A 15423-nucleotide genomic window follows, 5' to 3' on the forward strand; every position below is an offset into this window, starting at 1 on the left:
GATGGAGTCGATACGCCGAACGGTTCGGTCCGGCGCAATCAGGTCGAGGCGCCGAACCGATGCACGGTGCCGCTTGGGGACTCGTGGAACTGACGCGGAAAATGCTGGCGCAGCAGGCAGGTGGCCGCCAGTCCGGTGCAGTGATTGGGCGCCAGATAGTCGATGCCGAATCCTTCGAGTGCACGGACGGTGAAGTCCAGGCGCTCGGCGCTGGCGCGCAGCAGATGGGTTCCGCCGAGAACAGCGCGGATGGGACGTCCGGGCACGAGCGTCTGAACCTGATCGAGCGTGTTGATCAGTCCGGAATGGCCGCAGCCGAGCACCACCACCAGTCCCGGCAGGGTATCGATAATGAGCGCCTGATCGTCGGGTAGATCATCGATCTCGGTGCGTGCGGCGTCGCGATAAAAGGGGCCGCCGGTGTCCTCGATGGCATGGCGGCGCGGAATTTCGCCGCTGAGCTGGATACCGGGCCGGATCTCAACCGGCTCAGTGCTGACGATGAGCCGCCGCACGCGCGGTCGCAGCGCCTCCAGATCCGTGATCGGCGACCCGATCGAGCGCCCATCACGGTTGAACTTGGGCGCCAGCGCCTCGGGATGCAGATAGAGATCCATTGCGCCGCCGGTACGCTCCAGCACCGCGTCCAGCCCGCCGGTATGGTCATAGTGACCATGACTGAGTGCGACCGCCGTCACCCGTTCGAGCGCCAGCCCCAACCGCTCGGCATTATGGAGCAGCGTCAAACCCTGCCCGGTGTCGAGCAGCAGACAGTGCTCATCGGCTTCGATGAAGAAGGCCGCGCCATGCTCACCGAGCAGCCCAGGTGAGCTGGCTACGTTCTCGGCCAGTTGTGTGATGGTCAGGCGCTCGATCATGGCGCGGATGGCTCCGTAGTTTCGCTCGTCTCGGTCGCCGGCGGCTGTCGGAGCAGTTCCGGATCCTGGAGTTCAGCGATCCGCTCGGGCGCGTAGCCGAGCTGTTCGAAATCCATGATGCCGTTGGGCGCGTGACAGTCGGCGCAGTCATGCCCCTGGCCCTGAATGCCGTGGTTGACCATGAGCGTGCCCATCTGGCGCATCCAGTGCGGCTCGACGTTGACGAGCTGGCCGTCGACGAGCGGATAGATGGTCTTCCAGCCGCCGCTGACACCGAAATAGGCCATGAACTCGTCCATCATGTAGAGCTTGAACGGTTCCTGATACATGCGCTGCACGATCGGATCCTGGATGGCGCGCTTGACGGCGGCCTGGGTGTCACCCGTCTCATAGTAGGTCGCGTAGTCGAACGGCAGGATCATGGCCCCGAACGGTCCCTGGTTGGACATGTCCTCGTACATCATGGCGTTGAAGAGCTTGAACGGATAAATCCGGCTCTCGCCATCGTTCATGGCCGCGCGCAGGTTGGCCTGGATCATGGCACGGCGCCGGTCGAGCATCTCGGGCGAGAGCTGCGACAGGGGATCCGTAGCCATCTGGACATAACGCTCGACGTCGATGTCGGGATAGCGCTCCTTGAGTTCGATCGCCTTAGCGCGCACGGCGGCAATGACCTCGGGGTTGTCGATGTGCGCGACCTGACGCATCAGCGGATCATAGGTATCAGTCCCGTTTGGATTGTTGCCCAGCGCGTTGGCCAGGAAGGTGCCGTTGCCGTTGAACCAGAGATAGGTGAAGCCCTTGCCTGGCTCGCCCGAGCGATAAACGTCGGTCGGTTCCCAGACCCCTTCCTCGGCATCCCAGGTCGGATGGACCCAGTCGCGCAGCACCACGTTCTCTGCTTCCAGGCGCGGAATATGGCAGGTCTCGCAGGCGAGCCGCGCAATATGGCCGTTGAGCAGGGCCTTGTTCTCAGAGCTGTTGTGCGGCGCGCGACCGTGACAGGTCTCGCACGAGACCTCCTTGTCCGGCAGATCGTTGGCGACCAGATCCACACCCAGGCGCCCGCGCGGAATTTTGTGGCCCTCGGGACGGTGGCAGTCGGTGCACTGGATGCCGGCGGCAGCGTGAACGTCGTCCTCGGGACTGAAGGGATTGCCGCGCTTGGCGCCGCGATGCAGCAGGCGCTGGTGCTTATAACCGAGCGACTGGGCGGCGGCATTGTGTTCATAGACATCGCCGCCCATGTTGTGCTGGTGGCAGCGCAGACAGGTCTCGGAGCTGATCGGGGCGACGGTGAGCGCCGCACGCAGACTTCGATCCTGATCCCAGCGTAACCCGTACTGGTCCTGGATGACGACGCGCTGGTTCATGTCGTAGTCGGTCGCATGACAGATCAGACAGTCGATGCCCTCCTTAGCCATGCTCGGCACGTCGCCGATCGGCATCATCTTCTCGGTCGCGGGCTGATAGTTGCCGCCGATGTGACACTGGCCGCAACCCTCACTGCGCAGTACCACCTCGCCGTCCTCGACATGGTCTGGACGGCTTTCGACCAATGCCGCCCAGCCGGTCCAGGTGAAGCTGCCGGGAATGCCGCAGGCGCGGTCGATCTTACCGACCGGGATCTTGTGCGGGCCGGCGTTCACCTGACGGCCGTCATAGCCATAGGTCGAGAAGCCGCCGGCGGCGCTCTGGAACTTGAAGTGCACCGAGTTGACGAGATCGTCGAGTGTGTCGACGGTCGAGCGCGTGCCGTCGGGATGATCGACCTCGATGGTGGCGTGACAGGTCAGACAGGTTTTTGGGCCTTCGTACTGACGGATGCCGGCCTCGCGAAAGTATTTGATGTGGCTCGGTTCGCTGTCGCGGATGAAGGATTCGGTGTTCATCAGCATTTCGATCTTGACCTGACGCGCGAACGCATCCTGATCTTCGGCGACGACCGCCTCGGCCTTGAGCCGGCGCGCCTCCTCGCTCAGCGACTGAGCCAGCGCCTCGAATTCGGCGTCCGTCAACGGCTGGCTGCTCTCATAGGTCAGGGGGGCGTTGGTCTTGCCGACATAGGCATCGAAGAACACCGGATAGAGGAAGCGATAGGCCAGCGCCAGGACGACGAGCACGCTGGCGCCGACGATCAGGCGGCGTTTGGTCTTGGGGTCGAGCAGTGTGGCGATGGGATTCATGATTTCGCCTCCTCGGTCTGGCCGGAACTGGGTTCATCCTCACGGTGCCAGCCGGTGATCATGGCGCGCAGATTGGTGGTGACGGTCTCGCCGGTGGTGATGATGTACATGTGGACGAGCAGAAACAGCACCAGCAGATAGGCCAGGGTCAGATGGGCCATGGCCACTAGCCACACACTCGGCAGACCGAGCAGGGTCTCGGGCAGCGAGACCGAGAACAGGAAGGCCCAGCCGCTCAGGATCAGCAGTGGCATCAGCGCGTACATCACGCCCAGATAGCTGAGCTGCTGGAGCGTGTTGAGCTTCATCTCGGCGCTGACATGGAAGGGATGCGGCGCGTTGTGGAAGATGCCGTAGCCGTAATAGCGCGCCTGCACAAACAGTCGCCCGAAAAAGCCCGACACGCGCACCCGGTAGTGCCGCCCGTTCTCGGTGGACAGATTGCCGATCACGAAGCCGATCCAGCCCAGCGTCAGCAGGATGCCCGCCGTATTGTGAACTGTGACCGCCAGATCGAAGGGCATCAGCCAGCCGCCCCCGGAAAAGTGCATGCTGGCGCCGGTATACATCAGCACCAGGAACAGCAGCGCATTGATCCAGTGCCAGGCACGCAGCCAGCGCGGATAGAGATAGAGTGCGCTCATGACCGATCCTCCTTCAGACGAAGATAGGCGCGATAGCGGCCCCAGCCGTGCGCGATCAGCACCAGCAGGGTCAGACCGATCACGCTCAGCCCCAGCGCGTCGAGCAGTGGGCTGCGACTCATGCCGACGACATAGGCTTGGTTGAAGACCGCTTTCGACAGCCAGCCGCTGCCGGCCAGATCGGTCTCGGAACGGTACTGATAGAGTCGCTGGAGCAAACGCGGTTCCTTGGAGTGACAGTTGACGCAGTCAAAATTGCTGTCGGCACCGGCTAGGATCTGATGCGAGACCGGCTGGCCTGGATCGGTCAGTGGTGTGTGACAGTCCAGACAGCGCACCGACGTCCAATGCTTATCGCGTTTTGGCAGCCACAGATGGGCGGTGCTGTGCGGATCGCGGATCTTGGTGTGACAGGACAGACAGATCTGGTTGTCGGCGCGCACGATCTCGGCGATCGGCTGCCCGACCTCGGAGTTGCGGAAACCATGCGGATCATGGCAGCGATGGCAGTCGAAGCCCTCGGCCTTGGGCGAGTCCGAGGTGGCATGGATGCTGAGGGCGAATTCCTCGTCGATGGTCTTGAATGTGTAGGCGCGTTTATCCGCTTTATGCAGTTCCTTATGACAGCCAACACAGTCGAGCCGTTCTCCAAGCGCGGACTCCGGATGCGGATACTGGCCGAAGTCGCCCTCATGACAGTCGATGCACTGGAGCTCGCCGTGAGCCGAGTGCCCGAACGCTCGACTATCAACGTGCAGATCGACGATGTCGCCGGTGCGCGGGTCGCGATAGGCCAGCGTCTCCATGCGATGACAGCGCAGACAGTCAGCGTTGTCGGTGCCCAGCCGGCCCTGGATTGAGGCTTCGGTCTCCGGCACCGATCCAAGTAGCGCGCTCAGGAGCAGGCCCAAAGCGAGCCAGCCGCCAGCTCTTACTGAGATGTCTCGATCGTTCATCACTGGGTCGCTCCCGTTCGCGTGGTCTGTCCCCTTCCCTACACCTTAGTCAAACACCCCGCTGTTGGCCAATCCGATTCTCCGAGCGCCGGCATGAATCGCCCGTGCGTGCCATTCAATTGTCCGAGATCAATATTTTGATCGATCGGGTTGGACAACCGGCTAAACCAAGTCTATAAGATAGTCAGAATATAAGAATATAAACAGAAATTTTATTTGACGCGGATCAAGCAAACGGCTGAATCGTCGTCCGAACGTCACAGCCGCCTTGGGCACCCGATCCTGTGCCGAAACGCGGATCGATGGGGATGACAATTCGCAACGTCACATCCTTATTTTCGGCGGGGCATGTCGCTGGCAGCGAAGGGGATAGATTCCGCACACGCGATTCGGCGAATGCTCATCCTGAAGACTGTTGTTGAGGGGCCTGACCATGAAAGAAGTAGCCGGTGATCCACGCCCGATCGAGATTGGCCCGCGCCTGGCCGATCAGCTCGAACTGCGGGGCATCAGCCGCCGTGGTTTCATCCAGTTCGCGCTCGGTCTCACGGCGGCCATGGGGCTGCCGTTCGGGATGTCGGATCAGGTGCTGGCCGCGATCGAGGAGACCCAGGGCCGCCCGGCGGTGATCTGGCTGCACTTCCAGGAGTGCACCGGCTGCACCGAATCGCTGCTGCGTGCCACCCATCCGACGGTCGAGTCGCTGATTCTGGATCTGATCTCGCTCGATTATTCCGAGACCCTGCTTGCCGCCGCCGGTCATCAGGCCGAGCAGGCGCTCGCCGACTCCATCGCGCGCAACAAGGGGCGCTTCATCCTGGTCGTCGAAGGTTCAGTGCCGATGCGTGATGGTGGCATCTATTGCAAGATTGCGCGCAAGACGCCGCAACAGCTGCTCCACGAGATCGCCCCGCACGCTGCGGCTGTGATCGCCATCGGCTCCTGTGCGTCCTGGGGCGGGGTGCAGAGCGCCGCGCCCAATCCGACCGAGGCCGTCGGCATTCCTGAAGCCCTCGCTCGCGAGGGCATCACCCGCGCCGATGGGGCGGCCCTGCCCGTCATCACCCTGCCCGGCTGTCCGGCTTCGCCCTACAACCTGCTCTCGACCGTTCTCTACTATCTGACGCTCCAGAAGCTGCCCGAACTCGACGCCAAGGGCCGGCCGCTGTTCGCCTATGGACGCCTGATCCACGACAACTGCGAGCGCCGCCCGCACTTCGACGCCGGGCGTTTTGCCGAGCAGTTCGGCGACGCAGGCCATCGTCAGGGCTGGTGTCTCTACAAGCTCGGCTGCAAGGGGCCGGAGACCCATGCCAACTGTCCGGCCATCGAGTTCGGTGACGTGGGCGGCAATACCTGGCCGGTCGGCATCGGACATCCCTGCTTCGGCTGTGCCGAACAGGGTGTGGGCTTCCACAAGGCGCTGCACGAGCAATCCGAGGTCGAGTCGGTGACACCGCCGGCCTTCTTCCCCGGTGTCTTCGCCGAGCACGCAGGCGGGGCCTCACTTGCCGGTGCGGCGGTGGCCGGGGCCATCGGCGGCGGTGCGCTGGTCTATGCCGTCGGTGCGGGGCAGAAGCTCAAGTCCGAGGAAGCGGCGAAGTCGAACACTGCCACGACTGAATCCGAATCCGAGTCCGAATCGAGTTGAGGTGATTTATGAACATCGATCGGCGTGATTTCCTCAAGGTCGCGCTCGCCGGTGCGACCACGGCCCTGACCACCGGGACGGCTCAGGCGCGCCCACCCAAGGAGCTGTCGCCCGACGCGGTCGGTATCCTCTACGACGCGACGCTCTGCATCGGCTGCAAGGCGTGCGAGGTCGGCTGCAAGGACGCCAATGCCATGCCGATGGAGGCCGATCCGGCCCTCGAACAGGCCGAGGGTGTGCAGGGTATCTGGGATGCGTCCAGTGATCTCGATAGCCGCACCCTGAACAAGATCAAGGCCTATGCCCAGGGTACGGCAGCGGTCAAGGATCGCGACCACGACGGCTACAGCTTCATCAAGCGTGCCTGTATGCACTGTGTCGATCCCGATTGCGTCTCGGCCTGTCCGGTCAGCGCGCTCACCAAGGATCCGGTCACGGGCATCGTCGGCTACAACCCAGACGCCTGCATCGGTTGCCGGTACTGTCAGCTCGCCTGTCCCTTCAACATCCCCAAGTTCGAGTTCGACAAGCCCTTCCCCAAGATCGTCAAGTGCGAGATGTGCCGGCACCTCCAGGCCGAGGGCGGCATCCCGGCCTGCTGCGCGGCCTGTCCGACCGGCGCGAGTCTGTTCGGGCGCGTCTCGGATCTGCTGCAGGAAGGACATCGGCGTCTGAGCTTCAAGCCGGGCGAGCGCCAGGAGTATCCCATCCACAGCCTGGATTCGGGCGACTCTCGAAGCGCCGAAGTGCGCGGTTATTACCCCCGAGTTTATGGCGAGACCGAGACCGGCGGCACTCAGTACCTGCTGCTCGCGGGCGTGCCGTTCGAGGATCTGGGACTGCCGCCGCTGGGTCCGGAGTCGAGCGCGCGTCTGTCCGAGACCATCCAGCACACGATCTATCAGGGCCTGGCCGCGCCGGCGTTGCTGCTCGGCGGACTGGTCTACACCGTCTATCGGCGCACCGAGGACGAGCGGCACGACGATCCCGCCTCCCAAGCCGACGAGGAGGACCGCCGCCATGACTGAGGTCTATCGTCCTCTCGGCGGGCGACTGCTCACCCGCCAGTTCTACTTTCTCGGGGTCATCGTCCTGATCGGTGCCTATTTCACCCTGCGCCGCTTCATCTTCGGCATTGGCGATGTGTCCAATCTGAGCGACGGTTTCCCCTGGGGCATCTGGATCACCTATGACGTCGTGACCGGCACCGCCGTCGCCTGCGGCGGCTATGCCATGGCGCTCTTGGTCTATATCTTCAATCGCGGCCAGTTCCATCCCATGATTCGGGTCGCGCTCCTGGCCAGTGCTTTCGGCTACACCCTCGCCGGCGCCTCGATCATCGTCGATGTCGGGCGCTACTGGCAGCTCTACAACGTCTTCCTGCCGCAATACATGAACCTCAACTCGGTGATGCTGGAGGTCGCGCTCTGCGTGACGCTCTACACGCTGGTGCTGTGGATCGAGTTTTCGCCCGCGATCCTGGAGGCGATGAAGGCCAATCGCGCGCTGCGGCTGGTGCGTCATGCGCTCTTCTTCTTCATCGGGCTGGGCATCCTGCTGCCGACCATGCATCAGTCCTCGCTCGGCTCGCTGCTGATCATCGCTGGGCACAAGGTCCATCCGCTGTGGCAGACGCCGATCATTCCGCTGCTGTTCCTGATCACGGCGATTGCGATGGGCTACGGCATGGTGGTGTTCGAGTCGCTCTATGCCGCCGTCAATCTGGGACGACGGCTGGAGACGGATCTGCTGTCGCGGGTCGGGGCCATCATCCCCTGGCTGCTGATCGCCTATCTCGTGATCCGGATCGGCGAGCTGGCACTCAGCGGCGACCTCGCCCATCTGTGGCAGCCGGGCCTCGAACCCTGGCTGTTTGCGGTCGAGGTGGCGCTCTTCCTCTATGCGATCCTGATCCTGCTCGACGCCGAAAAGCGCCGGCGCCCGACCCAGTTGTTCTGGAGCGCGCTGGCGGTGGTGCTGGCCGGGGCGCTCTATCGCTTCGATGCCTTCCTGGTCGCCTATGATCCAGGTCCGGGATGGCACTATTTCCCGGCCGTTGGCGAAATGATGATTACGCTGGCGATCATCGCCTTCGAGATCATGGCCTATCTGTTCTTCGTCAAGAAGACACCGATCCTGGCCGCCGAGCCGCACGCCAAATACACAACGACCGGCCAGGCGCCGCATTCACAGCACACGACGATCAGAGGGGCTTCGGCATGAGCAGCACACGAATCAGCGTCGATCCGGTCACGCGGATCGAGGGACATCTGCGCATCGACTGCGATATCCAGGACGGCAAGGTCGTCAATGCCTGGTCGAGCGGTCAGATGTGGCGCGGCATCGAGACCATCCTCACCGGCCGCGACCCGCGCGACGCCTGGCTCTACACCCAGCGCATCTGCGGCGTCTGCACCACGGTGCATGCCATCGCCTCGGTGCGTGCGGTCGAGGATGCCCTGAACCTGGAGATCCCGCTCAACGCTCAGTTGATCCGCAATCTGATCATCGCCGCCCATGGCATCCACGATCATGTAGTGCACTTCTATCATCTGTCGGCGCTCGACTGGGTAGACGTGGTCTCGGCGCTCCAGGCCGATCCGCAGGCCACTGCGACCCTGGCCCAGAGCCTCTCGGACTGGCCAAACAACAACGCGCGTCATTTCGCCGAGGTTCAGGCGCGGGTAAAACGTTTCGTCGAAAGCGGCCAGCTTGGCATCTTTGCGCACGGCTACTGGGGTCATCCGGCCATGAAGCTGCCGCCCGAGGCCAATCTGATGGCGGTCGCGCACTATCTGGAAGCCATGGACTATCAGCGCAAGTCCAACCAGATCACGGCCATTCTCGGTTCCAAAACCCCGCATATCCAGAATCTGGCCGTCGGCGGCGTGGCCAATGCCATCAATCCCGACGATCAATCGACGCTCAATCTGGAGCGCCTGGCCTATGTCCGCACCCTGATCGACGAGCTGGGCGCCTTCGTGCGTCAGGTCTATCTGCCCGATGTGATCGCGATCGCCGCGCTCTATGCCGACTGGCTGCCCTATGGGGCTGGGGTGACTAACTATCTGTCAGTGCCGGACTTTCCGCGCGACACCAAGGGGACGGACTTCGCGATGCCGGGCGGCTATATCCCGGCGGGCGATCTGGCGCGCTTCCAGTCGGTCGAGCATTTCGGCGATCCCTTCTTCGAGCAGCACGTCAAGGAGAGCATCAAGCACAGTTGGTATCAGGGCGACTGGACGCGCTCGCCGTATCAGGGCGAGACCGTGCCCGATTACACCGATTTCCAGGAAGACGCGGCCTATTCCTGGGTCAAGTCGCCGACCTTCCTCGACGAACCGGCTCAGGTCGGCCCGCTGGCCAATGTGCTGGCGATGGTGGCGGCGGGACATCAGGGGACCATCGGCTATCTGAACGACGCCATCGCGCGGATCGGGGCCATCGCCGGGACCGAGGTGCCGATGAGCGCCCTGCACTCCTCGCTCGGACGTCATCTGGCGCGCTGCATCCGTACTCAGGTGCTCTATGACCAACTGGTCGAGAACTATGAGGCGCTTGTCGGCAATATCGCGCGCGGCGACTACACCAGCTTCAACGCGCCGGTCTTCCCCAAGGGTGAGCAGATGGGATTCGGCTTCCACGAAGCGCCGCGCGGAGTGCTCTCGCATTGGATCGTGATCGAGAACGGCAAGATCAAGAACTATCAGGCCGTGGTGCCCTCGACCTGGAACGCCGGGCCGCGTAATCAGAACGATGCGCTCGGACCCTATGAAGCCTCGTTGCTCGACAATCCGATCCTGGAGGAGGAGCGCCCGTTAGAAGTGTTGCGAACCGTCCATTCATTCGATCCCTGTTTGGCATGCGCGGTGCATCTGCACGACAACGAACGCCGGGACATCGTGCGGGTGCGGGCGCTCTGAGAGTTGGAATCGACAGTGGAATCTGAATTGGACGCGAACGACGATCCAGGCGCAGACATCCTGCTGATCGGATTGGGCAATCTGCTGCTCGGTGATGAGGGCGTGGGCGTCCATGTCCTGCGCCGGCTCGAATGCGACTACAGCTTCGAGCCGGCCATCACGCTCGTCGACGGCGGGACTTCGGGGCTGGATCTATTGCCGCTGTTCGCCGACCATCGGCGGATTCTGATGATCGATGCCATTGCGCTCGACGCACCGCCGGGGCATATCGCCGTCTTTCGCGATGCCGACATCCGCAGCGTGCTTAATCACAAGCTTTCGGTGCATCATCTGGGTGTGTCTGATCTGCTGGCGCTGGTCCAATTGCTCGACTATGGCCCGACCGAGATCGTCCTCGTCGGCATCGTGCCTGAATGCCTGGAACTGACGCTCGACCTGTCCTCACCCGTCACGGCGGCGATTCCAGCGGTGATCGAACAGGTCGGTTCGATCCTCGACACCTGGGGCGTCGCGCTCCTTGAGTCGACGAGCCAGTCACCGACCCCCGGATTGAGTTCGAGCGCGATCCGGGCGGCGACCCAGGCCAGATAGCCGCGCGGATACGCCTGGAGTCCCATCTGGGCGCTGGCGATCAGTGCGCCGGTGAGCGCGGCAATCTCGAAACGGGCGATTTGGCGCAATCTGGCATAGGCGGCTTGGCCGGAAGACGCGCTGTCGTGCCGGTTGCATCGGGGATAGTCGGACGCGGCCGTGGTCCGGCACGGCGGTTTGGCGGTGTCGAGCCGAAACCAGTCATTCAGTCCGTCGTCATCGGCGATACCCAGGCATATCAGCGTCTGACAACCTGCGAGCTTCGCCCGCTCGGCGGCATGCCGTCCTCGGCTCAAGGCCACATCGAGACGATGGCGGTCCAGCGGCTCGTCTGCGTGCGATGCAAAGGGAGTCAGGCTGCCCGGATCGACGAACTCGCCGCGATCCACGAGCGCCCAGGCGTCCAGGTCGAATATCGCCGTCGACGTGCGCCGCAAGCGTTCGGCCAGGATGGGATCGGCGATGAAACAGAGACCTCCAATTCGCCCCTGCCCCTTCGATCCACGCCCACGACCAGATTCAGCGACCGAAATCGTCAGCCATTCGGGCAATCCCATCAACGCCTGTCCAGTGCCCCGAGCGCCTGCTCCAAACGTTCCCATTCGGCTTCGCACTCCGGCAGACCAAACCGCAGACTGGATGGATGATCGAAACGCCGCGTGAGAATTCCCTGTGCGCACAACGCGGTTTGGATCTGCTCAGCCCTTGGGGTCAGCACCCATTGAAAGAGCGCGGTTCCGCCCGCCGGAGATAAACCATGACGGCTCAGAAGTTTGGCGAGTCGGTCAGAAGCCAGCGGCAACGCGGCGCGTGTGGCTGACTGCCACGCCCGATCCTCCAGCGCCAGCCGCGCGATCCAGCGCGAGGGGCCGCTCAGGGTCCAGGGACCGAACGCGCGCGCGGCCCGCTCACGCAATTCAGGCTCGGCGAACAGGAACCCGACCCGCGCCCCCGCCAGCCCGAAGAACTTACCGAGCGAACGCAGCACGACAAGACCCGGCCGTCCCACATGCGGCAGCAGACTGCCGGCGGGGGTGACGTCCATGAAGGCTTCATCGACCACCAGCCAGCCGCCGCGCGCGGCCAGACGCGCGTGCCAGTCGAGCAGGGTCGCCACCGGCCAGCGCCGTCCAGTCGGATTGTTGGGATTGATAACCACCAAGACATCGAGCCGCTCGTGCTCCGGGCCGTCGTCGAGCCAGTCGCCCGGATCGCCGTCGGGCAGACTGATCACGCGATGCCCGGCGCGATGCCAGGCATGCGCATGTTCGCGATAGCCGACCTCGGGAATTCCGACCCGACCGGGCGGACGCAGGGTCGGCAGAAGCTGGATCGCGGCCTGTGAACCGGCGAGCGGCAGCGCGCCCGAAGCGGCATAGTAGCGTTCGGCGGCGACCTCCAGCCCATCGTCGTCCTCGGGCAGACGCGCCCAGACGCTCGGCGGCACCGCCGGCACCGGCCAAGCGTTAGGATTGATGCCGGTCGACAGATCGATCCACGCTTCCAGCGGACGCCCGAAGCGCTTGGCCGCCTCGCGCAGTCGTCCGCCATGCACAGGCGGCGCGGACAGCTCGCGGAGCGCGGCCTCCGGAACCGTCTCAAGAATAGCACTGACGCTCATCTTCAACCCGTCGCGCGAACCGGAATCGAACGGCCCTTCCAGCGCACACTGTTACGCACCAGAGTGAGATAGAGCGAGCGGGTGAAGATCGCCATGAAGAACAGCAGCGAGACCGGATAGCTCAACGCCGTGAGCCAGCCGAAATTACCCAGCCGCCGCAGCAGCCAGTGAATCTGGAGCACATAGGCGCCATAGGCGATGCCTCCGGCCACCGTCCAATTGGTCCAGCCCTCGTGCGGCCAGTCGATGAAGGCATCGAAGGCGGCCATGCCAGCGGCGATCCAGACGCTGATCAGAACCAGCATCACGAGGTCGGTGGTCATGGCCCCGCGCGCGAAGTTCTTGGTCCAGCCGTCGGCCAGATCGCGCAGTCCGCCCGGATACATGCGAAAAGCGATGACGCCCTCGCCGATGAAATTGTGCGTCGGCACGCCGCGCCGGCCCATTTCGCGCGCCAGTGCCACGTCGTCGATGATTTCCTCGCGCACCAGACGATGGCCGCCGGTGCGGAAATAGTCCTCGCGCGAACAGACCATGCACGGCCCGAAGGCACCATTGGGTTCCAGCCGATCGCCCAGCAGCGTAAACGAGCGGATACCGCCCATCATGATCAGCGAGAAGCTGGCCGAGAGCCGTTCATAGACGCGGCGCATCCGATGATACGGCTGGATCGAGACTAGACCGCCGTAGCGCGCCTGGGTGGCGACGATGCGCCGCAGACCACCGGGTTCGAGTTCGGTATCAGCATCAAGGAAGATCAGCCGCTCGCCACTGGCCGCGCAGGCTCCGGCCCAGCAGGCATGCGGCTTGCCGATCCAGCCTGGCTCCGGCTCGGTCAGACTCAGGGTCGTGACACCGGCTGCACGTCCCAGCTCGGCGGTGCGGTCGCTGGAGTTGTCATCGACCAGAATGACCTCGAAATCGGGGTGATCCTGAATGCGCAGCGAAGCCAGCAGCGGCGGCAGACGCGCCTCCTCGTTACGCGCTGGGATGATGACCGAGACGCGCCGGTCATCAAGCCGCTCAGGCAGCGGCGGACAGCGGCGCATCCGCCCCAGAAAGACGAAGGCGAGCGCCCAGGGCGGGAGCAGCCAGAGCAGTTCGATGGGCATGATGGTCTTGACTCGTATTTCGATGGATGGTTGACGGGCGTCACCTGAGAACCGATTTGAGAATCTTCAAATCAGTTTTAACAGGTTTGAGGCACACTGAATTACCTGACCTAAACTCTAGATTTTAGCCGATCACACTCAAGGATTCCGCCATGTCATCATCTCCGCTCAAAATCGTCGTCATCGGTGGCTCGGCGGCCGGCCCCAAGGCCGCCGCGCGAGCACGCCGCCTCGACGAACAGGCGTCCATCACCCTGATCCAGAAAGACCCGGATCTGTCGATGGCCTCCTGCGGCTATCCCTATTACATCGGCGGCGTCTTCGACGATCGCAACCAGCTCATCTGTACCCCGGCCGGGATCGTGCGCGACCCGAACTTTTTCGAGAAGGCCAAACGCATCGAAGCCATGGTCCTGACCGAGGCGCTGGCCATCGACCGCACGGCCAAGACGGTCAGCTGCCGCCATCTGCCCAGCGGCGAGACGCGCGTCATCCCCTATGATCGATTAGTGATCGCCACCGGCGCCACGCCGCTGTTTCCGCCGGTGCCGGGAACCGAGCTGGCCGGCATCCATACACTGCATTCGCTCGGTGATGCCGATTCGCTGCGCGCCATCCGCGATCAAAGACAGGTGCGCCGCGCGGTGGTGGTCGGCGGCGGTCTGATCGGCTTCGAGGTCTGCGAGGCCCTGCATCTGGCCGGCATCCAGACCACGGTGATCGAGAAGACCGATTCGATTCTGCCCTTCCTCGATCCGGATATGGCGCATCTGGTTGCCAACCATGTCCGGGCCAATGGCGCCGACATCATTACCGGCAACGGCGTGGCAGCCTTCCTCGGCGAACAGGGACGGCTGGCCGCCGTCAAACTCGACAATGGTACTGAACTACCGTGCGAGCTGGCCGTGGTCGCCGTCGGCGTGCGCCCGAACATCACGCTGGCTCAGGCGGCTGGACTGACGATCGGCGAACAGGGCGGCATCGCGGTCGATGACTACATGCAGACCTCCGACCCCGACATCTATGCCGCCGGCGACTGCGTGGAATGTACCTCGCTCATCACTGGCCACAAGGTGCGCGCCCCCTATGGCGACATCGCCAACCTTCAGGGCCGGGTCATCGGCCAGAACCTGATCGAACCCAACAGCGCCCGGTTCCCCGGCGTCACCCATACCGGCATCTGCAAGATCTTCGACTACACGGTCGGCATCACGGGTCTGAGCGCCCGGCAGGCACGCGCGCTTGGCTTCGACATCGAAACGGCGACTGTCTCCGGACTCGACATCCCCGGCTACATGCAGGGCAAGCTCCTGATCAGCATGATGATTGCCGAGCGGGCCAGCGGTCGGGTGCTCGGCTTCCAGTGCATCGGTCCAGGAGATGCCAGCAAGCGCGTTGCCACCGTGGCCATGGCCATTCGCGGCGGTCTGACGGTCGAGGATCTGGGCAACGCCGATCTGCCCTATGCCCCGCCCTACTCGCTCGCGCTCGACCATGTCATCGTCTCGGCCCATGTGCTGGAGAACAAGCTGCATGGACGCCTGCACGGTCTCTCGGCCGCCGAGGTCAAGCAGCGCGTCGACTCGGGCGCCGACTGCACCATCATCGACACCCGTGGCCCCCAGGAGTTCGAGGAGATGCGGCTTGGCATCGGCGAGACCCTGATCCCGCTCGGCGCGCTGCGCGGGCGACTGAACGAACTGCCCGAAGACAAAGACCGCGAGATCATCCTCTACTGCAAGATCTCACTGCGCGGCTACGAGGGCGCTGCCATCCTCCAGGCGCACGGCTGGCGCAACGTCAAGGTGCTGGAAGGCGGCGTCATGGCCTGGCCCTATCCGCGCGAAAAATAGGGAGCGTC

General features: G+C 63.7%; 12 protein-coding genes and 1 pseudogene. 6 read left to right on the plus strand and 7 right to left on the minus strand.

Annotated features, from left to right (window positions below):
- Positions 1–38 precede the first annotated feature (38 nt).
- Genes GJ668_RS07255 through GJ668_RS07270 form a run of 4 tightly spaced genes read right to left on the minus strand, consistent with a single transcriptional unit; the run spans position 39 to position 4664 of the window.
- On the minus strand, positions 39–878 hold the full coding sequence (locus tag GJ668_RS07255) for an MBL fold metallo-hydrolase (RefSeq protein ID WP_155449484.1): 840 nt from the start codon (positions 876–878) through the stop codon (positions 39–41).
- Positions 875–3064 carry a multiheme c-type cytochrome gene (locus GJ668_RS07260; RefSeq protein WP_155449485.1) on the minus strand — a complete coding sequence of 730 codons (2190 nt, stop codon included), beginning with the start codon at positions 3062–3064 and terminating at the stop codon, positions 875–877. The genes GJ668_RS07255 and GJ668_RS07260 overlap by 4 nt, the downstream gene beginning before the upstream one ends.
- Entirely contained in the window at positions 3061–3708 is a 648-nt protein-coding gene (locus GJ668_RS07265) for a cytochrome b/b6 domain-containing protein (protein ID WP_155449486.1), read from the minus strand. Before GJ668_RS07265 ends, GJ668_RS07260 begins: the two co-directional genes overlap by 4 nt.
- Positions 3705–4664 carry a cytochrome c3 family protein gene (locus GJ668_RS07270; protein WP_155449487.1) on the minus strand — a complete coding sequence of 320 codons (960 nt, stop codon included), beginning with the start codon at positions 4662–4664 and terminating at the stop codon, positions 3705–3707. Before GJ668_RS07270 ends, GJ668_RS07265 begins: the two co-directional genes overlap by 4 nt.
- Before the next feature lie 433 nt (positions 4665–5097).
- Here GJ668_RS07270 and GJ668_RS07275 point away from each other — a divergent pair, with 433 nt between their 5' ends.
- From GJ668_RS07275 to GJ668_RS07295, 5 genes are read left to right on the plus strand one after another with little or no spacing between them, the layout of a single operon-like run.
- Positions 5098–6315, plus strand: a complete 1218-nt coding sequence (locus tag GJ668_RS07275) for a hydrogenase small subunit (RefSeq protein ID WP_155449488.1) — start codon at positions 5098–5100, stop codon at positions 6313–6315.
- Between the two features lie 8 nt (positions 6316–6323).
- The gene (gene hybA, locus GJ668_RS07280; protein ID WP_155449489.1) at positions 6324–7343 is read left to right on the plus strand and encodes a hydrogenase 2 operon protein HybA; all 1020 of its coding nucleotides are present in this window, start codon (positions 6324–6326) and stop codon (positions 7341–7343) included.
- Positions 7336–8538: a Ni/Fe-hydrogenase cytochrome b subunit gene (gene hybB, locus GJ668_RS07285; RefSeq protein WP_155449490.1), complete on the plus strand. Its 1203-nt coding sequence runs from the start codon at positions 7336–7338 to the stop codon at positions 8536–8538. Before hybA ends, hybB begins: the two co-directional genes overlap by 8 nt.
- Entirely contained in the window at positions 8535–10238 is a 1704-nt protein-coding gene (locus tag GJ668_RS07290; protein ID WP_155449491.1) for a nickel-dependent hydrogenase large subunit, read from the plus strand. Before hybB ends, GJ668_RS07290 begins: the two co-directional genes overlap by 4 nt.
- Positions 10239–10253: 15 nt before the next feature.
- Positions 10254–10829, plus strand: a complete 576-nt coding sequence (locus tag GJ668_RS07295; RefSeq protein WP_186342946.1) for a hydrogenase maturation protease — start codon at positions 10254–10256, stop codon at positions 10827–10829.
- Here GJ668_RS07295 and GJ668_RS21220 read toward each other — a convergent pair.
- The 3 genes and pseudogenes from GJ668_RS21220 to GJ668_RS07310 form a co-directional block, all read right to left on the minus strand.
- Positions 10808–11431 (minus strand): annotated as a pseudogene (locus GJ668_RS21220) (hypothetical protein); the annotation flags it as partial. The gene GJ668_RS07295 and the pseudogene GJ668_RS21220 sit on opposite strands and share 22 nt — an antisense overlap.
- Positions 11386–12384, minus strand: a complete 999-nt coding sequence (gene cobD / locus GJ668_RS07305) for a threonine-phosphate decarboxylase CobD (protein WP_343032188.1) — start codon at positions 12382–12384, stop codon at positions 11386–11388. The pseudogene GJ668_RS21220 and the gene cobD, both read right to left, overlap by 46 nt.
- Positions 12385–12452: 68 nt before the next feature.
- Positions 12453–13562, minus strand: coding sequence for a glycosyltransferase family 2 protein (locus GJ668_RS07310; protein WP_155449495.1), 1110 nt, complete (start codon positions 13560–13562; stop codon positions 12453–12455).
- Between the two features lie 152 nt (positions 13563–13714).
- Between GJ668_RS07310 and GJ668_RS07315 the strand changes: the two genes are divergently transcribed.
- On the plus strand, positions 13715–15415 hold the full coding sequence (locus tag GJ668_RS07315; RefSeq protein ID WP_155449496.1) for an FAD-dependent oxidoreductase: 1701 nt from the start codon (positions 13715–13717) through the stop codon (positions 15413–15415).
- Positions 15416–15423: the final 8 nt, after the last annotated feature.

Origin of the sequence: Allochromatium palmeri (assembly GCF_009720725.1) — a bacterium.
GTDB lineage: Bacteria > Pseudomonadota > Gammaproteobacteria > Chromatiales > Chromatiaceae > Thermochromatium > Thermochromatium palmeri.

Bases quoted from the DNA above. Each gene is read 5' to 3' on its own strand.
- GJ668_RS07255 (WP_155449484.1), bottom strand. From the start codon at position 878: ATGATCGAGCGCCTGACCATCACACAACTGGCCGAGAACGTAGCCAGC.
- GJ668_RS07260 (WP_155449485.1), bottom strand. From the start codon at position 3,064: ATGAATCCCATCGCCACACTGCTCGACCCCAAGACCAAACGCCGCCTG.
- GJ668_RS07265 (WP_155449486.1), bottom strand. From the start codon at position 3,708: ATGAGCGCACTCTATCTCTATCCGCGCTGGCTGCGTGCCTGGCACTGG.
- GJ668_RS07270 (WP_155449487.1), bottom strand. From the start codon at position 4,664: ATGAACGATCGAGACATCTCAGTAAGAGCTGGCGGCTGGCTCGCTTTG.
- GJ668_RS07275 (WP_155449488.1), top strand. From the start codon at position 5,098: ATGAAAGAAGTAGCCGGTGATCCACGCCCGATCGAGATTGGCCCGCGC.
- hybA (WP_155449489.1), top strand. From the start codon at position 6,324: ATGAACATCGATCGGCGTGATTTCCTCAAGGTCGCGCTCGCCGGTGCG.
- hybB (WP_155449490.1), top strand. From the start codon at position 7,336: ATGACTGAGGTCTATCGTCCTCTCGGCGGGCGACTGCTCACCCGCCAG.
- GJ668_RS07290 (WP_155449491.1), top strand. From the start codon at position 8,535: ATGAGCAGCACACGAATCAGCGTCGATCCGGTCACGCGGATCGAGGGA.
- GJ668_RS07310 (WP_155449495.1), bottom strand. From the start codon at position 13,562: ATGCCCATCGAACTGCTCTGGCTGCTCCCGCCCTGGGCGCTCGCCTTC.
- GJ668_RS07315 (WP_155449496.1), top strand. From the start codon at position 13,715: ATGTCATCATCTCCGCTCAAAATCGTCGTCATCGGTGGCTCGGCGGCC.